The organism is Paraburkholderia sp. BL6665CI2N2 (assembly GCF_004366535.1).
In the GTDB taxonomy this organism is placed as follows: domain Bacteria; phylum Pseudomonadota; class Gammaproteobacteria; order Burkholderiales; family Burkholderiaceae; genus Paraburkholderia.
Window position 1 is genome coordinate 5,282,144 of sequence record NZ_SORC01000001.1, and the last position, 21,684, is coordinate 5,303,827.

Consider the following 21,684-nt stretch of genomic DNA (forward strand, 5'->3'; position numbering starts at 1 on the left):
CACACCGGGAGCGCGCGCACTCGACGCGGGTCCCGGTCCTGGTAATTGAGTTGGCCTATGAACCGGCTATTGGGAGCTTAAAGGCTGCCCTTGGTCGACGGAATCTGCCCCGCCGCGCGTTCGTCCAGTTCGGTGGCCATGCGCAACGCACGCCCGAACGCCTTGAACACCGTTTCCATCTGATGGTGGGCGTTCAGGCCGCGCAGGTTGTCGATATGCAAAGTGACGCCGGCATGATTCACGAAACCGCGGAAAAACTCGATGGACAGATCGACGTCGAACGTGCCGATGCGCGCACGCGTGAACGGCACATGGAATTCGAGACCCGGACGGCCCGAGAAATCAATCACGACGCGCGACAGCGCCTCGTCGAGCGGCACGTAGGAATGACCGTAGCGGCGGATGCCCTTGCGGTCGCCGATCGCTTTTGCGACGGCCTGGCCTAGCGTGATACCGGTGTCTTCAACCGTGTGATGGTCGTCGATATGCAGGTCGCCATGCGCTTCGATTTCGAGGTCGAACAATCCATGCCGCGCGATCTGGTCGAGCATGTGGTCCAGAAACGGCACGCCGGTGGCCAGCTTTTGCTGACCGGTGCCGTCCAGATTGATCTTCACACGGATCTGCGTTTCGCTGGTGTTGCGAACGACTTCCGCAAGGCGCATGGTAATTCCTCGAATCTAGCTAGAAAGCGACAGGTAGTGGGGTGAAAAAACGGCGGGCCACGCGCGCCTTCCCATCATATGGAAAAGCGCCAGCGCGGCCGTTCAGTTCAGCACGAGTTTCAGTCCGGCGAGCAATTGCGCGTTTTCTTCCGCCGAACCGACGGTCAACCGCACGCAATTAGCCAGCAATGGATGCATTTTACTCACGTTTTTGATCAGAACCCGCGCCGTCAGCAGCGTTTCGAACAGAACCGACGCGTCGGGCACGCGCACCAGCAGGAAGTTGCCGGCGCTCGGGAACACTTCGGCGCCCGGTAATTGGGACACCGCGTGCGCGAGTTTCGTGCGCTCTTCGCGCAATTGCGCCGCTTGCGAGTCGAGCACGTCGACATGGTCGAGCAGGAAATCGGCGGCGGCTTGCGTGAGCACGTTGGTGTTGTACGGCGGCCGCACTTTGTCGAATTCGGTCAGCCAGCCGGGTTTGCCGGCCAGATAGCCGAGACGGATGCCGGCAAGGCCGAGCTTGGAGACCGTGCGCATCACAACGACGTTATCGAACGCGTCGGCGCGCGGCAGCCAGCTTTGTTGCGCGAACGGCTGATAAGCCTCGTCGATCACCACCAGGCTCTTGTTGGCCGCGGCGATGATGCGCTCCATGTCGGCGTCGTCATACAGCGTGCCGGTCGGGTTGTTCGGGTAGGCAAGATAGATGATCGCCGGCTGGTGTTCGGCGATAGCGGCCAGCATCGCTTCGGTGTCCAGCGTGAAATCCGCTTTCAGCGGCACGCCGATGAACTCGAGATTCGCCAGCTTCGCCGACATCTGATACATGACGAAACCCGGCACCGGCGCGAGCACCTTGGCGCCCGGCTGCGCACACGCGATCGACACCATGCTGATGATTTCATCCGAGCCGTTGCCGAGCAGCACGTCGCAGCCGGCCGGCACGCCCATCACACGCTTGATCTTCTCGATCAGCGCGTCCGGGCGCGGCGCCGGATAGCGATTCAGCGCAACGCCGGCCAGGTGCTCGCCCAGATGCGCGGCCAGCACGGGCGGCAGCGTGAACGGATTTTCCATCGCGTCGAGCTTGATATAGCCCGTGGCGTCCGGAACGGGATAGCTCGTCATCGCGAGCACGTCGCGGCGGATGATGTCTTGAGGTGTCGTCATAGGTCGGTAAAGCCGGTCGCAAGGGAACGCCGGCCCGGCGTTGGCGGCATGCGGGCCGCCCCAGGTTGTCTGTATTGTCTTTATTAAACGAAGAACCACGCGCAATCCGTCGCCGCTGTTCGCGGGCCGGTTCGACGTCCGCGCCTCCAGCGCCGGATCAAGCGCGTTCAGCTGTTTTGCCGCATCCGGTATTCGGCGCTACGGGCATGCGCCTGCAGGCCTTCGCCGTAAGCGAGCTCGGCGGCGATCTCGCCGAGCGTCTGCGCGCCGTCCGCGCTGACCTCGATCACGCTCGAACGCTTGAAGAAATCATAGACGCCCAAGGGAGACGAGAACCGTGCGGTACGAGACGTAGGCAAAACGTGATTCGGCCCCGCGCAGTAGTCGCCGAGGCTTTCGCTGGTGTAGCGGCCGAGGAAGATCGCGCCGGCATGGCGGATCAGCTGGCCCCACTGATGCGGCTCCAGCGCGGAGATTTCGAGGTGTTCCGGGGCGATGTCGTTGGCGATCGCGCAGGCTTGCTCCATGTCGCGCACCTTGATCAGCGCGCCACGGCCTTCCAGCGATGCCTGGATCACATCGCGGCGCGGCATGGTAGGCAACAGCTCGTCGATCGCGTCTTTCACGCGGCCGATGAACGCGTCGTCCGGGCACAGCAGGATGGACTGCGCGAGTTCGTCGTGCTCGGCTTGCGAGAACAGGTCCATCGCAACCCAGCGCGGGTCTGTGGTGCCGTCGCACAGCACGAGGATTTCCGACGGCCCGGCGATCATGTCGATGCCGACCGTGCCGAACACGCGGCGCTTGGCCGACGCGACATACGCATTGCCGGGGCCGCAGATCTTGTCGACCGCGGGAATGGTTGCCGTGCCGTACGCTAGCGCGCCGACTGCCTGCGCGCCGCCGATCGTGAACACGCGGTCCACGCCGCCTAGCAGCGCGGCCGCGAGCACCAGCGGATTCTTCACACCGTCCGGCGTGGGCACGACCATGACGATTTCGCGCACACCGGCCACTCGCGCCGGAATCGCATTCATCAGCACCGACGACGGATACGCCGCCTTGCCGCCCGGCACGTAGATACCCGCGCGATCCAGCGGCGTGACTTTCTGGCCGAGCACGGTGCCGTCGGCTTCCGTGTACTGCCAGCTATGGCTGCCGCATTCGATCTTCTGCTTCTCGTGGTAACCGCGCACCCGCGCTGCTGCTGCCTCGAGCGCCGCGCGGCGCTTCGGTTCGAGGCTTTCGAGCGCCGCTTCCAGCTCCGCCATCGGCAGTTCGAGCGCGTCGACGCTCTTTGCCTCGACGCGGTCGAAGCGTTGCGTGTATTCGAGCACCGCGGCGTCGCCGCGCGCCTTCACGTCGTTCAGAATCTGCGCGACCGAGCGCTCGATTGCTTCGTCTTCGCTCGCCTCGAATGCGAGCACCGCGTGCAGCGACTTCTGGAAGTCGGGAGCGGCGGAATCGAGCTTGCGAATCTTGATAGACATACAGGTATCCGTTTCGGTAAGGCGCGCTTTAGAACGAGGTCACACTGACGCTATCAGGCCGCCGTGGCGCCGGCCTTCGACGCGCGTTCGAACGCGTCGAGGATCGGCCGCAACGCGGCGCGCTTGAGCTTCAGCGCCGCCTGGTTCACCACGAGGCGCGACGAAATCTGCATGATCTCCTCCACCTCGACCAGATTGTTGGCGCGCAAGGTGTTGCCCGAGCTCACCAGGTCGACGATCGCATCGGCGAGACCGACCAGCGGCGCCAGTTCCATCGAACCGTACAGCTTGATCAGATCGACGTGCACGCCCTTGGCGGCAAAATGCTCACGCGCGGTTTCAACGTACTTGGTCGCCACGCGCAAGCGGGCGCCTTGGCGCACCGCGCTCGCGTAATCGAAACCGGCGGCAACCGCGACCGACATGCGGCAGCGCGCAATATCCAGGTCGACCGGCTGGTACAGACCGCTGCCGCCGTGTTCGAGCAGCACGTCTTTGCCGGCCACGCCGAAATCGGCCGCGCCGTATTCGACATAGGTCGGCACGTCGGTGGCGCGCACGATGATCACGCGCAGGTTCGCGTCGGTGGTCGGCAGAATCAGCTTGCGCGAGGTCTCCGGGTCTTCGGCCACTTCGATGCCGGCTGCGGCGAGCAGCGGCAACGTTTCCTCGAAGATACGCCCTTTCGACAGCGCCAGCGTGAGCGGCGCGCTCACCGCCGGCGACGACGAAGTTTGCGGCACGGCGCTCATGCCTGGCTACCCGAAACCCGGCGCACCTTCGCGCCGAGCGCGGTGAGCTTGGTTTCCATGCGGTCGTAACCGCGGTCGAGGTGATAGATCCGGTCGATCAGCGTTTCGCCGTCGGCACGCAACGCCGCGATCACGAGACTCGCCGACGCGCGCAGATCGGTCGCCATCACCTTCGCGCCCGAAAGCTGTTCGACGCCGGTCACGAGCGCGGTGTTACCGTCGATCGTGATATTGGCGCCAAGGCGGTTCAGTTCCTGCACGTGCATGAAGCGGTTTTCGAAGATCGTCTCGACAACCTGCGAGGTGCCCGTCGCGATCGTGTTCAGCGCCATGAACTGCGCCTGCATGTCGGTCGGGAACGCGGGGTATTCGGAGGTGCGGAAGGTGACCGCGCTCGGGCGCTTATCCATGCGCACGCGCATCCAGTCGTCGCCCTCTTCGACCGTGACGCCGGCTTCGCGCAGCTTTTCGGTCACCGCTTCGAGAATCAGCGGACGCACCTTGCGCAGCGTGACGTCGCCGCCGGCCGCCGCCACCGCGCACAGGAAGGTGCCGGCTTCGATCCGGTCCGGAATCACCGTGTGCTTCGCGCCATGCAGCTTGTCGACACCCTGGATCACAAGGCGATCCGTGCCGATGCCTTCGATCTTCGCGCCCATCGCGACCAGCAGATGCGCAAGGTCTCCGACTTCCGGCTCACGCGCCGCGTTCTCGATGACGGTTTCACCTTCGGCCAGCACCGCTGCCATCAGCAGGTTTTCGGTGCCGGTCACGGTGATCATGTCGGTAACGATACGCGCGCCCTTCAGACGCTTCGCGCGCGCTTCGATGAAGCCGTGCTCGATCGTGATCTCGGCGCCCATGGCCTGCAGGCCCTTGATGTGCTGATCCACCGGACGCGCGCCGATCGCGCAGCCGCCCGGCAGCGAAACACGCGCGTGACCGAAGCGCGCGACCAGCGGGCCGAGCACAAGGATCGACGCGCGCATGGTCTTGACCATTTCGTAAGGCGCGACGAGGTTATCCACCTTCGCCGCGTTCAGCGACACGCGCCCGTTGCCGCTTTCGATCTGCACGCCCATCTGGCCGAGCAGTTTGAGCATTGTGCGCACGTCCTGCAGGTCGGGCACGTTGTCCAGATGCACCGGCTCCGCGCTGAGCAGACTCGCGCACAGAATCGGCAACGCCGCATTCTTCGCACCCGAGACGACGACTTCACCCGACAGCGGGTAGCCACCTTCAATGACGAGTTTATCCATGCCTGTCAGTTCCTGATTGACCCGGACTTCGGCCGGGGCTGCTTTGACTGTGTTCGGCGCGCCGCTACCGGCGTCACGCCCTTCTTGAGTAATTCGCACTAAATTTCCAGATTACGCGTTCTGCCATTCGGCGGGCGTCAGCGTCTTCATGCTGAGCGCGTGGATTTCTTCGCGCATGCGGTCGCCGAGCGCCGCATACACGAGTTGATGTCGCTGGATCAGACGCTTGCCTTCGAAGCTCGGCGAAACGATGGTCGCAAAGAAATGCTGGCCGTCGCCTTCGACTTCGAGATGCTGGCAGGCGAGCCCAGCCGCGATGTATTGCTTGACCTGTTCGGGAGTCGGCAACATAAGAGAAGCTCCTGATCAGTGGCGCAGTTTGTAGCCGGAGGCGAGCATGCGCATCGCCACCACGGCCAGCACCACAAAGAAACCGGCAACGATCGCGAGGCTCGCGAGCGGATTGATATCCGACATCCCGAAGAAACCGTAGCGAAAGCCGTCGATCATGTAGAAAAAGGGATTCAGCCGCGACACTTCGCGCCACACCGGCGGCAGCGTGTGCGTGGAGTAGAACACGCCCGAGAGGAATGTGAGCGGCATGATCAGAAAATTTTGAAACGCCGCGAGCTGATCGAATTTGTCGGCCCAGATGCCGGCGATCAAACCGAGCGTGCCGAGAATCGCCGCGCCGAAAATCGCGAACAGAATGATATAGAGCGGCGCGGTGAAACTGACCGGCACGAACCAGATCGTCACGATGAATACGCCGAAGCCGACCGCCAACCCGCGCGCCACGGCCGCCAGCACATAAGCGCCGAACATCTCGTAGTGCGACAGCGGCGGCAGCAGCACGAACACCAGGTTGCCTGTGATCTTCGACTGGATCAGCGACGACGAGCTATTGGCAAACGCGTTTTGCAACACGCTCATCATCACGAGACCCGGAATCAGGAAACTCGTGTATTCGACGCCCGGATAAACCTCCACGTGACCGCGCAGCGCGTGGCCGAAAATCGTCAGATACAGCAGTGCGGTGATGACCGGGGCCAGCACGGTCTGGAACGCCACCTTCCAGAAACGCAGGAGCTCTTTGTAAAACAGCGTACGGAAACCGCTCATGCAAGCCCCTCGATCACTTCCGGACCGTTCATCACCTGAACGAACACATCTTCGAGATCGGCTTTGCGGACCTCGATTTCTTCGAATACGCAGCCCGCCGCGCGGCACTGCGCGAGAATTCTTTCGACGTCGTCGTAGCTTGCCAGACGCAGCAGATGCTGACGGCCATTGCCGTTGCCCGTGCCGCTGTCCACTTCGAGCGGACGCAGATCGACCGGCAAGACGCCTTGCGTGAACCGCAGGAACAGTTGCATGCCGGCAAAGCGTTGCAGCAGCGTGCTGGTGCGTTCCAGCGCCACGACCTCGCCGCGCCGCAACATGGCGATGCGGTCGCACAGCGATTCGGCTTCTTCGAGGTAGTGCGTGGTCAGCACGATGGTGTGGCCTTCGCGGTTCAGGCGCGAAATGAACTTCCACAGCGTTTGCCGCAATTCGACGTCGACACCCGCGGTCGGCTCGTCGAGCACGATCACCGGCGGCCGGTGCACCAGCGCCTGCGCGACCAGCACGCGGCGCTTCATGCCGCCCGACAGCGCGCGCATGTTGGCGTCGGCTTTGTCGGTGAGATCGAGGTTGGCCATGATCTCGTCGATCCACGCGTCGTTGTTGCGCAACCCGTAATAGCCGGACTGGATACGCAAGGTTTCGCGGACCGTGAAGAACGGATCGAAGACCAGTTCCTGGGGCACCACGCCGAGCGCGCGGCGCGCGTCACGGAAATCGCTGACGACGTCGTGGCCGCGCACCGCGATGCTGCCTTCATCGGCGCGCGCGAGCCCGGCGAGGATGCTGATGAGCGTCGTCTTGCCCGCGCCGTTCGGACCGAGCAGTCCGAAGAACTCGCCTTCTTCAACTGTGAGGCTGACGCCCTTGAGCGCCTGCAAATCCTTGTAGCGCTTCTTGACGTTACGAATTTCTATGGCTGACATGACTGTGGGCCGCGTGCGTCGCGGCGCCTAAAGGAGCCCCGAGGGGGCGCGCAAATGCTTGGAAGGAACGGAATTGGGGCCGGTTAGGTGCCCCAAAAAACGTTTGATTATAGGGCAAAAATCCGTGGCCCTATCTCAGTAGGAGGTGTTCGGAGATGACGCGTTAGAGCGTCAATGTCGCGCGCCGATGAGGGTATCGACGCCGTAGGCTTGCGCGAGACTGGCGAGACCAGCCGGCAGATTGACGATCTCAAACGTGGCGCCGCGTGCCTGGGCGGCACGCTGCCATGCGAGGAGGACGGCCAGCGCGGACGAATCGAACTGCGCAAGCGGCGCGCAGTCCACGCCGTTGGCGCCCGCCGCGATACGCTGCAAACCCGCCGCGAGCGCGGCATTCGCACTCGCGTGGGTCAGTGTCGCACCGCTCTCGAAGCGGCTGACGACAGGGCTCAGCACTTCGCTCACGACTGCTTGCCCGCGGCGAGTTGCTGGTTGCGCTGCGTAAGGAACTGGATCAGTCCGTCCACGCCCTTCTGCTGGATCTGCTCGTTGAACTGCTGCTGATACGCCTGGATCAGCCATGCGCCGAGCACGTTGATGTCATACACGCGCCAGCCTTGCGGCGTTTTGTACAGACGGTAGTCGAGTTCGATCGGCGAGCCGTTGTTCATCACCACCGAGCGCACCACCGTGTCGGTGTCGTCCGGATTCATGCGGAACGGCTTGTACTGGATCTGCTGATCGCGCACCTGAGCCAGCGCGCCCGAGTACGTACGGATCAGCAGCATCTTGAACTGCTCGACCACCGCGTTTTGCTGCTCCGGTGTAGCGGTGCGCCAGTTGCGGCCCATCGCCAGTTGCGTGGTGCGGCGGAAATCCGTGTACGGCAGAATCTTCTCGTTGACCAGCTTCGTGATGTGCGAGATGTCGCCCTGCTGGATCGACTTGTCTGCGCGAATGGCATCGATCACCTGCTGGGTAACGGTCTTGATCATGCCGTCGGGTGAATTGGAGTCGACCGTCTGTGCCGATGCGCCGGCACTGGCAAACGAGAACAACGCGGCGAACAGCGGAATCAGGAAGAATTTTTTCATTTGGAGCCTTGCCTTAAAAAATAGTGCAACCGTTTGAGTCGACATTAACACGCGAGTTCAGCAGCAATCCATGCGCAAACTGCGAGAGTCGTATCGATCTGTTACGGCAGCACGATCAACGCAATTTGAATGACGGGAAGTTGAAACGCGACGGCGGCACCAGCTGGCCGGCCGGGATCTGCGTCGTTTCAGGGCCCCCGTTCAGGTCCAGTGGCGGCGATTCGGAGCTGCCCGATGCGGCCTCCGGCGCGGCTGCCGTGCCGGACGCCGCTTGCGGTGGCGTTGCCGCGGTCGCACCCGAAGCCGGTGCCGCCTTCGCCGCCGCAGCACCCTGCGCGCCCGCCGTGCCGGTAACAGCGCCTGCCGGCGCACCCGCCGCACCGCTGTCGACGTCGTCGTACTTCGGCAGCGGCGCTTCGTCGCCGTAGTTCGGCAGGCCCTGCGCCTGCTTGCCATCCGACAGCAGATACTGACGGCGTTGCAAATACGCGTTACGCACGAACGAATATTTGTCGAGCGCCGCGCCTTCCAGCACATCGCTCGCGTTCAGCAGATTCGCGCGCGTGTTGACGACGTTCAGCCCGTACAGCGCCCAGCTCAGACCATCCGGATGAATGTAGCTGAGCGGATTCACATAGTAATTGCCGATCGAGCCGACCGCGTCGCGCACGGTGCTCGGCCCGAACAACGGCAACACGAGGTATGGGCCCGCCGGCACGCCGTAGTGCCCAAGCGTAAGGCCAAGGTCGTTGTCGTGCTTGGGCAGCTTGGCGAGCGTTGCCACGTCGAACAGACCGCCTACGCCGAACACCGTGTTGATCACGATCCGCATGATGTCTTCGACACCGTCGGTGATCTTCAACTGCAGCAGGTTGTTCGCCGCAATGTAGACGTCGCCGATGTTCGAAAAGAAGTTCGTCACGCTGTCGCGCACCGGCTGCGGCGTGATGAACACGTAGCCCTTCGCGACGGGCTTGAGCGCGTATTGATCGAGCTTGTCGTTGACGGTGAAGATCGTGCGGTTCAAACCTTCGAGCGGGTCGCCTTTGGTCGGCGTCTGGACAGTCGTACAGCCGGCGAGCAGCGCTGCGGCTACCGCCAGCTTGCCGGCCTGGAAGGCGCGCGCGCCGCTGATGCGTGTGGTCTGCATTCTTGTTCTCCTTATTGAGCGGCCGCGCCGGAGGCGGGCAGGCTCGATGCCGCAGGCGCTGCGGCAGGCGCCGGCGCGGGAGTACCCGCCGCCGCGCCAGGCTTGGACGCACCCGAGTCGGCCGCTTTGCTATACAGAAACTGGCCGATGAGGTTTTCCAGCACGATCGCCGATTGCGTCATGGAGATGGTGTCGCCCGCCTTGAGCATTTCGCTGTCGCCGCCGGGTTCGAGCCCGATGTATTGCTCGCCGAGCAGCCCCGACGTCAGGATCTTCGCCGAGGTGTCTTTCGGAAACTGATATTGCTTGTCGAGGTCGATCGTGACGAGCGCCTGATACGCGTTACTGTCGAAGCCGATCGAAGCGACCCGGCCGACCGTCACACCCGCGCTCTTCACGGGCGCGCGCGCCTTCAGCCCGCCAATATTGTCGAACTTGAGCTTGACCGGATAGGTTGCCTGGAACGACAACGAGCTCATGTTGCCGGCCTTCAGCGCGAGAAACAGCAACGCCACGAAACCCAGCACCACGAACAGGCCGACCCAGAAGTCGAGAGCAGCAGTCTTTTTCATCGTCATCCCAAAGTGAATCCGCCACGCCGCAGATACTCCCGCCGCGCGCGTCCCGTGACGCGCCGCCGGCGGAAAACGTGCAGCGCAGTCTTAGCTGAACATCAGTGCGGTCAGCAGAAAATCGAGGCCGAGCACCGCAAGCGACGCGTACACGACCGTCTTGGTCGTGGCGCGCGACACGCCTTCCGGCGTCGGCTTGGCTTCGTAGCCTTGAAACAGCGCAACGAACGTCACCGCGAGGCCGAACACCACGCTCTTGATAACGCCTGCGCCGACGTCGCGCCAGACATCGACGCCGCCTTGCATCTGCGACCAGAACGCGCCCGCATCGACGCCGATCAGCAGCACGCCCACTACATAACCACCGAATACGCCGACCGCGCTGAAGATCGCGGCGAGGATCGGCATCGAGATGATGCCGGCCCACAGGCGCGGCGCGACCACCACCTTGACCGGGTCGACGGCCATCATTTCCATCGCGGTCAGTTGCTCGCCCGCCTTCATCAAGCCGATCTCGGCGGTGAGCGACGTGCCGGCACGCCCGGCGAACAGCAGCGCCGTAACCACCGGGCCGAGTTCGCGCACGAGCGACAGCGCGACCAGCAGGCCGAGCGCCTGCTCCGAACCGTAGCGGTTCAGCGTGTAGTAGCCCTGCAAGCCGAGCACGAAGCCGACGAACAGACCCGACACCGCAATGATCACCAGCGAATAATTACCTACGAAGTGGATCTGCTTCGTGACAAGACGCGGACGGCGCAGCAACGGAAAAAACTCGAGCAGCAGCCGGAAGAAAAAGCGCGTGGCGTAGCCGGCTGTGCCCAGTCCGTCGATCACCGAGCGGCCGATCGCACTGATCATGACTGACCTCCGCCGATGCCGAAGTCCGCCGCGAGCGGCGTCTTGCTGGGATAGTGAAATTTGAAGGGACCGTCGGGCGCGCCGTCGATGAACTGACGCACGGTGGGATCGGTCGACGCGCGCAATTCGGCGGGCGTGCCTTCGGCGTGAACCCCGCCGTTGGCGAGAAAGTAGACGTAGTCGGCGATCGCGAACGATTCGGGCACGTCGTGGGTGACGAGAATCGAGGTGGCGCCGAGCGCCTGATTGAGCGCGCGAATCAGGTTCGCGGTGATGCCGAGCGAAATCGGATCGAGGCCGGCGAATGGCTCGTCGTACATCATCAGCTCGGGATCGAGCGCGATGGCGCGCGCCAGCGCCACGCGCCGCGCCATGCCGCCCGAAATCTCCGACGGCGCCAGGTCGCGCGCGCCGCGCAGACCGACCGCGTTGAGCTTCATCAGCACGAGGTCGCGGATCAGTTCTTCAGGAAGGTCAGTGTGTTCACGCAGCGCGAAGGCGACGTTTTCGAACACGGACATGTCGGTGAACAGCGCGCCGAACTGGAACAGCATGCCCATCTTGCGGCGCAGAGCGTAAAGGCCGTCGCGCGTCTGCCGGCCGATGTCCTGGCCCTGGAACAGGATCTGGCCGCGCTGCGCGCGCACCAGGCCGCCGATCAGACGCAGTACGGTGGTCTTGCCGCAACCCGACCCGCCCATGACCGCGACCACCTGGCCGCGCTTGAAGCGCAGGTTCAGGTTCGACAGAACGAGCCGGTCGCCGTAACCGAAGTCGACGTCGCGCAGCTCGAGTAAGGTCTCGGGGGAGGAAGACACGAAACGGACAGTCCTTTTACACGGAAGGCGAATTATAGGGCCACCGTGCAAAAGTTGCCGTGAGGGTGCCCTGTCCCTTAACTAATCATAGGATTATCGCGTAAACCCTAGCTGCAGTGCAGAAACTGCAGCCGCCGGATCCGCCGCTTCCGTCACCGCCCGCACCACGGCCGCGCAGCCGACACCCGTCGCCAGCACGTCAGGCAGGACTTGCAGGTCGATTCCGCCGATTGCCACCATCGGCACGACGCCGTCGAGCAGGCGCACGTAGCGGGCCAGACGCCTGAGGCCCTGCGGCGCGGTCGGCATGACTTTGGTGGTGGTCGGAAACACCGCACCCAGTGCGATGTAGCTTGGCCGGAAATGCAGCGCTTTCAGAATCTCGTAGAAACCGTGGGTCGACAGGCCCAAGCGGATGCCTCCCGCTGCCAGCGCGGCGAGGTCGGCCGTGTGTACGTCTTCCTGGCCGAGGTGGACGCCGTAGGCGCCGGCTTCGAGTGCGGCCTGCCAGTGGTCGTTGATAAACACCTGAGCGTCGTGCTGACGGCCGACGGCCACGCAGCGGGCAATTTCACGCTTCAGCTCATCGGCAGGTTCGGCTGATTTGCGGCGCAACTGTACGGTCTTCACGCCGAAGCCGACCACCCGTTCGACCCATTCCGCCGTCGGCAGCACCGGATATAGGCCCAGCCGGTCCGGACAGCGCGCGAACGCCTGGGCAGGGGCGTCAGGCAAACCGGCGAGACGCGGAAAACGGCTGAGATCGGCGGGAAAGGCGTCGTCGGCACGGGTTTCGTCGCCGTCGCGCCAGGCCAGCGCCAGCACCAGCGCGTCATACGGGTCGAAGCCGCAGTCGAGGAACGCCGCCAGCGCGGCAATCCAGTCTTCCGCCAGATGACCTTCGAGGCGGTATTTTTCGCCGCCCAGATGCAGCGTGGCCTTGTCCTCGGCAGCTTCAATCACGCCGGCGCCCCGCACCAGCCAGCGCGCCATCTGCTCGCCATGCTGCTGCGCGTCGGCGATCACGATCAGATCGCCGCCGTTCGGCTCGTCCGGCGCGGTCAGGCAGATGCGCCACGGCGCATGCGTCGGCGGCCAGTCACCCAGCCGGGCGCGGATGCGCTCGGCGGCTTCGGTGAGTTCGTCGGCGGGCGGCCAGAACAGGTCGCGGTCTTTCAATGTCAACGTCTGCGTCATGCGGCGCTCCCGTCTTGATGCCAGAACGGCATGCCGACCACCGGCGTGCTCGCGTGCGCGCTTTCGCGCTCGGCCATCGGCCCCGCCAGAAAAGCCTGGCGCCCCGCTTCGACGCCCAGCGCGAAAGCGCGAGCCATCGCGTCGGGATGAGTGGCCTGCGAAACCGCGGTGTTGAGCAACACGCCGTCGAAGCCCCATTCCATCACCTGCGCCGCATGCGACGGCACGCCGAGACCGGCGTCGACGATCAGCGGCACGTCCGGCAGCCGCTCACGCAACACACGCAGGCCATATGGATTGATCACGCCCTTGCCGGTGCCGATCGGCGCGCCCCACGGCATCAGCGCTTCACAGCCCGCATCCAGCAGGCGACGGCCGATCACGAGGTCTTCGGTGCAATACGGCAGCACCTTGAAGCCGTCCTTGACCAATTGCGCGGCCGCTTCGATCAGGCCGACCGGGTCGGGCTGCAGCGTGTAATCGTCGCCAATCAGTTCGAGCTTGATCCACTCGGTTTCGAAGATTTCGCGCGCCATATGCGCGGTCGTCACCGCCTCGCCGACGGTCAGGCAGCCAGCCGTGTTCGGCAGTAGCGGTACGCCGTGACGCTTGAGCAGATCGAAGAAGCCGGCTTCCGCGCCGCCTTCGTTCATTTGCCGGCGCAGCGCGACGGTCACCATGCCGGGCCGCGCGGCATCGATCGAATCGGATAGCGATTGCAGCGACGGATAGCGCGAGGTGCCGAGCAGCACGCGGCTCGCGAAAGTCTGGCCGTAGAGCGTGAGCGCGTCGGCGGTTTTTGGGGAAGTCATTTGCATAATCTTTTGTCTCCGGCAATCCGGCGTTTCAGGCAATGCATGGCGGTCGTTCAGCCGCCAGCCACGGGTTGCACGACATCGAGCCTGTCGCCCGCCTGCAGCGCCCGCGCCGCGTGCTGGGTGCGCGCCACGAAGTCGCCGTTCAAGGCGACCGCAAACGGCGGACGCGCGCCGAACGCGGTCAGCGCGTCCGCGACAGTCGCGCCCTCGGGCAGCGACAACGGCTTCTGATTGATATGAATGTCCATGGTGTTCAAATACGCTTCAGTCGATGGCGAAAGCGGCGTGGCGTGCAGCGCTCGTCTGAGTCATGACGGGTCGCGCAACGCTCATGCCGGCTCCCGCGTGGAGTCCAGTTGAAAAAGCTCGCTCCAGCGCGCGTCGCGCTGCCAGTTGGCGAAGGCATCGGCGTCGCCGATGCGGCCGTCGAGCAGCGCCGCGGCGAAGCGCACGGCTTCGTCGGCGACTTCGGGCACGATCATGTAGCCGTGCCGGTACAGGCCGTTCACGCGCAGTGTCTGCGCGCCGTCCCACAGCAAGGCCGGACGGTGGTCCGGCAGAGTTGGGCGGCACTGCGAATTCAGTTCGAGGATGCGTGCCTCGCCGAAGCCGGGATGCACGGAAAACGCCGCGCTCAGCAGTTCGAGCGCGGAGCGCACGCTGACCGGCGACATGTCCTCGCCTTCGACTTCAGTGGCGCCGATCACGTAGAGATCGTCCTGCTTCGGCGCGATGTAGAGCGGATAGCGTGGATGCAGCAGCCGCACCGGCCGCGTCAGCTTGATACCGGGCGCATGCACGCGCGCGACTTCACCACGAATGCCGCGCAGCTTAGGTAGTACGGACTTCGCGCCGAGGCCGCGGCAATCGATTGTGATACGCGCGGGCGGCAGCGCACGCTCGTCGACTGGCGTGTTCCAGTGCGTGTCGACGCCGCGTTGCGCGAGGCCCGCGGCCAGCGCGGTCAGCACCTGACGGTTGTCCAGCTGGCCTTCACGCGGCAGCAGCCAGCCCTGGTTGAAACGGCCCGCCAAAGCAGGCTCGGCGGCGCCGAGCTGCGCGCCCGCCAGGGTGACGAAGCCGCCCTCCAGCAATTCATCCGGGGCGTTCGAGCGCACCCGGCGTTCGAATAGCGGCGCTTCGGTGCGGTCGGCGTGATGCCAGACGACCAGCGTGCCGTTGCGCTGAAAGAACACCGGCTCAGGAAGTTCGGCCAGCACTTGCGGCCAAGTGTCGAGCGAACTCGCGCCGAGACGCGTGATCAGCAGTTCGGCGCTGGCGGCTTCCGCGAGCGGCGCCAGCATCGCTGCGGCGACCCACGCGGCCGATTGCGTGCCGGCGGCATCGCCACGTTCATAGAGCGCCACGCGATGCCCCTGACCGGCAAGCCGCCACGCCACCAGCCGCCCGCACAGGCCACCGCCGAGCACGGCGAAATCGGGTTGTGCAGAACGCGTCATCGCGCACACTCCGTTTCTGGACGGCAAGCAAAGCTGAAGCACGGCGCGCCGACGGCGGCGTGACGAAGAGCGAAACACATATCTGAAGAATAGGCGGTCATCGAGTCCTTTCCGTACGGCAACAAAACGCTCGTACCCAGGACGAAACCGGCGGGTGAGGCCGGCCGGGCAATGCGCAATCCAATGACGGACGCTGCCCGGCGGGGAATGGAAGACTGGCTGCTTCCGGAAACTTCCCGCGCCGGTATTACCCGGATCGGGTGCAAAGGGTGTCTCTCAGCCTCGCCGCCGCGTCATGAAAATCATGCCGCCTGTGCGCGAAGCACCCCTGTTTCGTCGAAGGTCATTAGACCATAAAAGGCGCGGCGCCCGCAAACCAGCGGCTGGCCGCGTCGCGCGCGATTGATCCGACACCATCTTTCACGTTATCAATGCGGCCGAAGGCGGCGCTCTGGCACAATGCCAGCACAGGACGCCGCACGAACGCGGCGCGGGCGGCACGCCGTCCCGCCGTGTTCGCAACTGCAGCGGCGCGGGGCCTCGCGGCGCAAATTAATTTTCGCTTAAGGGCTTCACGCCAGAATCTGACGCTCACTCAGGCGTGCGTTCGTCGAGCACGACGCCCGGGCATGTACCGCAAACCCGCCGCAGGGCAGCCCGCAGACGAGCTGCCCGAACGGGGTCAGCCCCAATGGGCCACCCCGATGGGCCAGCACTACTTCAGGATGCTCATGACACCGAATACCTCTGCCAGCCGCGTGCTGCCGCCGGACGAAAAAGTCTCCGCCTGGAGCCTGATCAAACCCTACTGGGTTTCCGAAGAACGAAAAACGGCCTGGGGCCTGCTCATCGCGATCATCGTGATGAATCTGCTCGTGGTGTGGATCAACGTACGGCTGAACCGCTGGAGCGCCGACTTCTACAACGCGCTGCAAACCAAGAACGTGCACGACTTCCCGCACCTGCTGATGGTGTTCTCGGGGCTCGCGTTCGGCTTCATCATTCTCGCGGTGTACGGCCGTTACCTGCGCCAGATGCTCGGCTTCCGCTGGCGCCAGTGGCTGACCACGCGCTACCTGAACGAGTGGCTGAACGACAGCGCCTTCTACCGGATCGAGCGCGACCGCCTCGCCGACAACCCCGACCAGCGGATCAGCGACGACCTCCAGTCGTTCGCCACCAGCACGCTCTCGCTGACGCTCGACCTGCTGTCCACCGTCGTCACGCTGGTGTCGTTCATCACGATTCTGTGGTCGCTGGCCGGCGCGCTGACCATCTCGCTCGGCGGCATGCCGATCGAGATTCCCGGCTACATGGTGTGGGCGGCTGCGCTCTACGCCGTGGTCGGCTCGCTGATCATCCAGAAGGTCGGCCATCCGCTCGTGCCGATCAATTACCAGGCGCAGAAAGTCGAGGCGGATTTCCGTTTTGGCCTGATCCGTCTGCGTGAAAATGCCGAACAGATCGCCTTCTATAACGGCATGGAGACCGAGAAGAAGAACGCGCATTCGCTGTTCGGCCGTATCCGCGACAACTGGTGGCAGGTGATGAAGTACACCAAGCGGCTCACCTTCGTGCTGAGCTTCTACGGCCAGATCGCAATCATCTTCCCGCTGGTGGTCGCCGCACCGCGCTACTTCGCCGGCGCCTTCACGTTCGGCGTGCTGATGCAGATCTCCAGCGCCTTCGGCACGGTCAGCGATTCGTTCTCGTGGTTCATCAACAGTTACGGCACTTTGGTCGAATGGCGCGCTACCGTGAACCGGTTGCGTGAATTCAAGCGCGTCGTGCACGCGCCGCGTTTGAAGGAATCGGTCTCGCCGGCTACGGCACATGGCGGCATCAATCTGCATTTCGTCGACGAAGACAAGCTCTCCACCGACGGCCTCAAGCTCGCCCTGCCCAACGGCAATCCGCTGTCGCGCATTCGCGACGTCGCGATTCAGCCGGGCTCGCGCTGGCTGGTGCGCGGCCCGTCGGGCTCGGGCAAGAGCACGCTGATGCGCGCGCTCGCCGGCTTGTGGCCGTTCGGCGATGGTTCGATCGACGCCCCGGTCAACGCGCGCATGATGTTCATTCCGCAGGTCAGCTACATGCCGATCGGCACGCTCAAAGCGGCTCTCGCCTATCCGTCCGCCGCCGACACCTACACGGACGACGAATGCCGCGAAGCGCTCGTCGTCTGCCATCTGTCGGAATACGCGGACCGTCTGCAGGAAACGGGACACTGGACCCGTATTCTGTCGCCGGGCGAGCAACAGCGCCTCGCCGCCGCACGCGTGCTGCTGCACAAACCGGACTATCTGTTCCTCGACGAAGCCACCAGCGCGCTCGACGCGGAAAACGAAGCGCGTCTGTATCGCCTCTTCACAGAGCGGTTGCCGAAGGCGGCGATTGTCAGCGTCGCGCATCGCGAGTCGCTGGCTGCGTTCCATGACGAGACGCTCGACGTCGAGCGCTCGGGCGAAGCGGTCGCGGCATGACCACCGTGAGCCGCGTGAGCGACCTGAACGACGCGGGCAGCGCCGGATTCGAGCGCGTCGTGCTGATCACCGGCGCGGGCTCCGGCATCGGCGCGGCATTGGCCAGACGCATCGCCGCGCCACGCTCGGCCTTGATGTTGCACGCACGCGGCGCGGATCAGGAAGCGCGTGAACGGCTCGCGCAAGTCGCCGCCGATTGCAGCGCGAACGGTGCGCGCTGCGCGACGGTGTTCGGCGATCTTGCCGAACGCGGCGCTGCGGAACATGTGATTCATCAAACGCTGGCGAGCTTCGGCGCACTCGATCAACTGGTCGCCAACGCAGGACACGCGCAGCGCCAAACGCTGAATGCGCTCGATCCCGACGCGCTGAGCGCAGCCTTCGCGGCGATGCCGGCGGCGTTCGCGGCGCTCGTCAGACGCGCGACGCCCGCGTTGGAAACCTCGAAGCGCGGCCGCGTGGTCGCGCTCAGTTCGTTCGTCGCGCACCGCTATCGCGCGGACACGCCGTTTGCCGCGACAGCCGCTGCGAAGGCGGCGCTAGAGTCGCTGGCGAAAACCGCGGCCGCCGAGCTTGCACCGCATGGCGTGACGGTCAATTGCGTGGCGCCCGGCTATACCCGTAAAGATCGCGGGCCGAGTGCCGATAATGCATCGGTATGGACTCGCGCCGCAGAGGCGACGCCGCTCGGGCATTTCGCCGAACCCGCGGATGTCGCTGCGCTGATCGCGTTTCTACTCTCCGATGAAGCGCGTCATATCACCGGCCAGGTGATTCATGTGGACGGTGGTCTCACGCTTGGTTGAGTGACGGGCGAATTGCCTCACTCAGCCACACCGGATCGCAGCGGCTGCTCCGCATTCCTTCGCGCTCCCAGCGCAATACACCGCAACATCCCGAAACACGCGAGAAGAGTTCGAAAGCATTTGCGAAGCGCCTAAGCTGTTCCGCGCTTTGGAAATGCCTCCCAGCGGCGACGATAGCCGTGCGGGCCGTACCCGGTCCTGCCCCACGTCATTCATCGCTACTGGAGTCTCCGTCCATGTCATTCGATCGCCGCTCCCATCCTTTGACCCAGCGCCTGGCGCTAGCTCTCGGCGCCGCGCTGCTCGTCACGAGCGTTGCGCACGCAGCCCAGGCGACTCAGGCCAATCTGGCCAACGAGCCGGCCGACGTTTGCCCCGCGCTCAAACATATCGTCGATGCCGCTGATTTCCGGCAGTTGCAGACCCAGGCCGCCGCGCAATTGCCGGGCACGTCAAGCGCCGACGACTGCCGCGCCAACACGCACGCCTACGATTGCCACTGGCGCGCGCACTGGCAAGCCGACGGCGTCGTCACCGATCCGCTCGAGGAATTCGGCGCCGATATCGCCGCCTGCTTCCCGAACGTCGTGCATGACGTCAACACGCCGACGCGCCAGCATTTCATCGTCACCACCGCCGAGCGTCGCGTCAGCGTCACGGCGAATGTGCAGGGGCAAAACGAACTGCGTCTGCGCGTCACGCGCTGAGCGTGATCCTGATTGCAGTTACCCGAGGTGATTCGCCGTGACTCACCGCCTCCACCAACCGCCACCTGGCGCCGCCTCATGACCTTCGTGCCGAGCATGCGCGCTTATGCTTTCACGCGAGCCCCACGGGCCGCGTGGGTTACGTTGCGGCGTCCCTGCGCGTGGCTCACCGTATCCGCCACGCTGGCGGTCGGCCTGAACGGCTGCGCCTGGACATTGATCCAGGCCGCCGACGCCACCGGCTCCGTCATTCAGGCGGGCTACGCGATCGCGGCGAACTATTCGTCGCCGACCTTCGTCAACGGCAGGCCGGCCGAGGTCAGCAACGTCTGCATCGAAGTCAATCAGAACGTGTCGGTCGGCGATTTCGTGCCGGCGTTGCAACTCGCGCTCGACCGGCGCGGCATTCGTTCGGACGTCTACAATCCGGGCACCTCGCCCGCCGGCTGCGAGGCGCGCCTCGTCTATAACGCCGCAATCGATTATGGTCGCCGCTCGTTCAGCGACGAGACGATCCAGTATCTGTCGATCATCGACCTGACGCTGATTCAGAACGGCCGCATCCTCGTCACAGCCCGCTATCAGACCGGCGGCCTGAACACCGATCGCTTCTCTTCGGCGTCGACCAAACTCAACGGGCTGATCGAGCGAATGGTGGTCGATCGAACCGACTTCGCGCGGGAGCCGCTGCAGACCATCCAGACCTCGCAGGCGAACTAGCCACGCGGGCTCTTGCCATCTCTTACACGGGAAAGGATTCGAAAGCGTTACGCGCTTTGCTCCGCGCGCGTGCTTCTCTAAGATGACCTGAATGAACCAATCCATTCTCGTCGTCGACGACGACCCCGTCGTACGTGAGCTCGTCAGCGGCTATCTGGAAGGGCGCGGCTTCAAAGTCGACACGCTCCAGAACGGCCTGGCGCTGCAGCGTCGTTTGCAGGACGAGCGCCCCGCCTTGATCGTACTCGACATCATGATGCCGGAGCTCGACGGCATCAGCGCACTGCGCGCCTTGCGCGTGGCCGGCGACGACATCCCCGTTATTCTGCTGACCGCGCGCTCCGATCCGATCGACCGCGTGATCGGCCTCGAACTCGGCGCGGACGACTATCTCGGCAAGCCCTTCGAACCGAGCGAACTGGTCGCGAGGATTCGCACCGTGCTGCGCCGTCGCGGCACGATTGCGCCGAGTGCGCCGGAGCAGCGCGCGCCGTACCGCTTCGGCCGTTTCGAAGTGAATTTCCCGGCGCGCGAGTTACGCCGGGACGGCGAGCGCATCACGCTGCGTTCGAGCGAATTCGCCATGCTGAAGGTATTCGTCAGCCACGCGATGACCGTGCTGACGCGCGCGCAATTGCTGGAGAAACTGCACGGCAATAGCGAGGTGCATCGCAATCGCAGCCTGGACGTGTCGATCTGGCGTTTGCGCCGGCTGATCGAAGTGGACCCTTCCGAGCCGCGCTATGTGCAAACCGTGTGGGGACGCGGCTACGTGTTCGTCCCGGACGGTGAAATGGGCGCGGCTGAACGCAGCGCCTGACGGGTGCGTGAAGTGCGATGGACTGTCCACTTCATGTGTCGCCTGCGTCTCAGACCTGTCGCGCGCCGACGGCTCAAAACGTCAGCACGCTCATGAACATTCTCTGCAGCCAGCCCATCGTCGTGGCGTCAGATACCATGCCCACGCCGGCCTGCTCGATGCGCGCGTTCGCTACCTTGCTCGACGCCACGTAATTGCCCGCTTCGATATCCTTAGGATTGACGATGCCCGACAGGCGCAGCCGGTCGCGGTTGCCGCTCATTGCGATCACCTTCTCGCCCGACACCACGAGATTGCCGGTAGACATGGTGCCGATCACGGTGACAGCGAGCGTGCCGTTCATGCCGCTGACGTCGGTGAGACTGCCCTGCCCTTTGTATTCGGTGCTCGCCGAGCCGATGTTGAACAGTCGCGCGAGCCGCGCGGCGGCGTTGGTGGAATGATCGGCGGCGTCGGCGGTGATGCTGCTCGAGCGGCTCGCCGCGGCGGTCGCGCTGTTGTTGCCGCTGTACGATTCCGCAAGGCGGATGGTGAGCACGTCGCCGATATGCTGGGCGCGCGGTGTTTCGTATAGCAGCAGCGGCGCGCCCGCCTGATAGATCGCGCCTTGCGTGTTGACGTTCAGCGGCGCCGAGGCGAGCGGCGGCGCCATCGGTGTATCGACGATCGAGCTTTGCTGATTGCCCGCGCAAGCCGCAAGGCAAGCCGCCGCGCCTAGCGCGACAGCCAGACGTAGCGCAGTCATGCATGCTCCTTGTTGAAAACGGGCCTCGCGGCCGCACTCATCGGCG

At 64.4% G+C, this 21,684-nt stretch carries 24 protein-coding genes and 1 riboswitch; of the genes, 5 read left to right on the forward strand and 19 right to left on the reverse strand.

The window, feature by feature from the left end; all coding sequences use genetic code 11:
- Window positions 1–77 precede the first annotated feature (77 nt).
- From hisB to B0G81_RS23740, 18 genes are all read right to left on the reverse strand, one after another.
- Window positions 78–665, reverse strand: a complete 588-nt coding sequence (hisB, locus tag B0G81_RS23655) for an imidazoleglycerol-phosphate dehydratase HisB (protein ID WP_064267519.1) — start codon at window positions 663–665, stop codon at window positions 78–80.
- Between the two features lie 102 nt (window positions 666–767).
- Entirely contained in the window at window positions 768–1,838 is a 1,071-nt protein-coding gene (gene hisC / locus B0G81_RS23660; RefSeq protein ID WP_134138500.1) for a histidinol-phosphate transaminase, read from the reverse strand.
- 167 nt (window positions 1,839–2,005) lie between these two features.
- Entirely contained in the window at window positions 2,006–3,328 is a 1,323-nt protein-coding gene (gene hisD / locus B0G81_RS23665) for a histidinol dehydrogenase (protein ID WP_106284192.1), read from the reverse strand.
- Window positions 3,329–3,381: 53 nt separating this feature from the next.
- Complete coding sequence (hisG, locus tag B0G81_RS23670) at window positions 3,382–4,080, reverse strand: ATP phosphoribosyltransferase (protein WP_134138501.1); 699 nt, start codon at window positions 4,078–4,080, stop codon at window positions 3,382–3,384.
- Window positions 4,077–5,339 (reverse strand): UDP-N-acetylglucosamine 1-carboxyvinyltransferase, encoded by a 1,263-nt coding sequence (gene murA / locus B0G81_RS23675; protein ID WP_106284190.1) that lies wholly within the window; start codon window positions 5,337–5,339, stop codon window positions 4,077–4,079. The genes hisG and murA overlap by 4 nt, the downstream gene beginning before the upstream one ends.
- 111 nt (window positions 5,340–5,450) lie before the next feature.
- A complete protein-coding gene (locus B0G81_RS23680; RefSeq protein WP_006052280.1) occupies window positions 5,451–5,690 on the reverse strand; it encodes a BolA family protein in 240 nt (79 codons plus the stop codon).
- Window positions 5,691–5,705: 15 nt separating this feature from the next.
- On the reverse strand, window positions 5,706–6,461 hold the full coding sequence (locus B0G81_RS23685; RefSeq protein WP_116118407.1) for an ABC transporter permease: 756 nt from the start codon (window positions 6,459–6,461) through the stop codon (window positions 5,706–5,708).
- Complete coding sequence (locus B0G81_RS23690; RefSeq protein ID WP_116118408.1) at window positions 6,458–7,390, reverse strand: ABC transporter ATP-binding protein; 933 nt, start codon at window positions 7,388–7,390, stop codon at window positions 6,458–6,460. The genes B0G81_RS23685 and B0G81_RS23690 overlap by 4 nt, the downstream gene beginning before the upstream one ends.
- Window positions 7,391–7,561: 171 nt before the next feature.
- A complete protein-coding gene (locus B0G81_RS23695) occupies window positions 7,562–7,855 on the reverse strand; it encodes an STAS domain-containing protein (protein WP_134138502.1) in 294 nt (97 codons plus the stop codon).
- A complete protein-coding gene (locus tag B0G81_RS23700) occupies window positions 7,852–8,484 on the reverse strand; it encodes an ABC transporter substrate-binding protein (RefSeq protein ID WP_134138503.1) in 633 nt (210 codons plus the stop codon). Before B0G81_RS23700 ends, B0G81_RS23695 begins: the two co-directional genes overlap by 4 nt.
- A gap of 115 nt (window positions 8,485–8,599) precedes the next feature.
- Window positions 8,600–9,634, reverse strand: a complete 1,035-nt coding sequence (locus B0G81_RS23705) for a VacJ family lipoprotein (protein WP_116118411.1) — start codon at window positions 9,632–9,634, stop codon at window positions 8,600–8,602.
- 11 nt (window positions 9,635–9,645) lie between these two features.
- Complete coding sequence (mlaD, locus tag B0G81_RS23710) at window positions 9,646–10,206, reverse strand: outer membrane lipid asymmetry maintenance protein MlaD (RefSeq protein ID WP_116119655.1); 561 nt, start codon at window positions 10,204–10,206, stop codon at window positions 9,646–9,648.
- Between the two features lie 90 nt (window positions 10,207–10,296).
- Window positions 10,297–11,064, reverse strand: coding sequence for a lipid asymmetry maintenance ABC transporter permease subunit MlaE (gene mlaE, locus B0G81_RS23715; RefSeq protein WP_106284184.1), 768 nt, complete (start codon window positions 11,062–11,064; stop codon window positions 10,297–10,299).
- Window positions 11,061–11,882 (reverse strand): ABC transporter ATP-binding protein, encoded by an 822-nt coding sequence (locus B0G81_RS23720; protein ID WP_012434519.1) that lies wholly within the window; start codon window positions 11,880–11,882, stop codon window positions 11,061–11,063. Before B0G81_RS23720 ends, mlaE begins: the two co-directional genes overlap by 4 nt.
- A gap of 93 nt (window positions 11,883–11,975) precedes the next feature.
- Entirely contained in the window at window positions 11,976–13,079 is a 1,104-nt protein-coding gene (thiE, locus tag B0G81_RS23725; RefSeq protein WP_134138504.1) for a thiamine phosphate synthase, read from the reverse strand.
- Window positions 13,076–13,891 carry a thiazole synthase gene (locus B0G81_RS23730; RefSeq protein WP_106284252.1) on the reverse strand — a complete coding sequence of 272 codons (816 nt, stop codon included), beginning with the start codon at window positions 13,889–13,891 and terminating at the stop codon, window positions 13,076–13,078. Before B0G81_RS23730 ends, thiE begins: the two co-directional genes overlap by 4 nt.
- A 56-nt stretch (window positions 13,892–13,947) precedes the next feature.
- Complete coding sequence (thiS, locus tag B0G81_RS23735; RefSeq protein ID WP_106284181.1) at window positions 13,948–14,145, reverse strand: sulfur carrier protein ThiS; 198 nt, start codon at window positions 14,143–14,145, stop codon at window positions 13,948–13,950.
- 81 nt (window positions 14,146–14,226) lie between these two features.
- Entirely contained in the window at window positions 14,227–15,357 is a 1,131-nt protein-coding gene (locus B0G81_RS23740; protein ID WP_134138505.1) for an FAD-dependent oxidoreductase, read from the reverse strand.
- Window positions 15,358–15,573: 216 nt separating this feature from the next.
- A riboswitch (TPP riboswitch) is annotated at window positions 15,574–15,697 on the reverse strand.
- Window positions 15,698–16,088: 391 nt separating this feature from the next.
- On the opposite strand from B0G81_RS23740, the gene B0G81_RS23745 reads away from it, so the two are divergent.
- The 5 genes from B0G81_RS23745 to B0G81_RS23765 all read left to right on the forward strand — a co-directional run bounded on the left by B0G81_RS23745 (window position 16,089) and on the right by B0G81_RS23765 (window position 20,893).
- On the forward strand, window positions 16,089–17,840 hold the full coding sequence (locus B0G81_RS23745) for an ABC transporter ATP-binding protein/permease (protein ID WP_134143193.1): 1,752 nt from the start codon (window positions 16,089–16,091) through the stop codon (window positions 17,838–17,840).
- Window positions 17,837–18,646 carry an SDR family oxidoreductase gene (locus B0G81_RS23750; protein ID WP_134138506.1) on the forward strand — a complete coding sequence of 270 codons (810 nt, stop codon included), beginning with the start codon at window positions 17,837–17,839 and terminating at the stop codon, window positions 18,644–18,646. Before B0G81_RS23745 ends, B0G81_RS23750 begins: the two co-directional genes overlap by 4 nt.
- A gap of 236 nt (window positions 18,647–18,882) precedes the next feature.
- A complete protein-coding gene (locus B0G81_RS23755; protein WP_116118415.1) occupies window positions 18,883–19,353 on the forward strand; it encodes a hypothetical protein in 471 nt (156 codons plus the stop codon).
- 78 nt (window positions 19,354–19,431) lie between these two features.
- A complete protein-coding gene (locus B0G81_RS23760) occupies window positions 19,432–20,073 on the forward strand; it encodes a hypothetical protein (RefSeq protein WP_134138507.1) in 642 nt (213 codons plus the stop codon).
- Window positions 20,074–20,164: 91 nt separating this feature from the next.
- A complete protein-coding gene (locus B0G81_RS23765; RefSeq protein WP_116118416.1) occupies window positions 20,165–20,893 on the forward strand; it encodes a response regulator in 729 nt (242 codons plus the stop codon).
- A 73-nt stretch (window positions 20,894–20,966) separates the two neighbouring features.
- Here B0G81_RS23765 and B0G81_RS23770 read toward each other — a convergent pair whose 3' ends face one another.
- Window positions 20,967–21,638 (reverse strand): flagellar basal body L-ring protein FlgH, encoded by a 672-nt coding sequence (locus B0G81_RS23770; protein WP_134138508.1) that lies wholly within the window; start codon window positions 21,636–21,638, stop codon window positions 20,967–20,969.
- Window positions 21,639–21,684 lie beyond the last annotated feature (46 nt).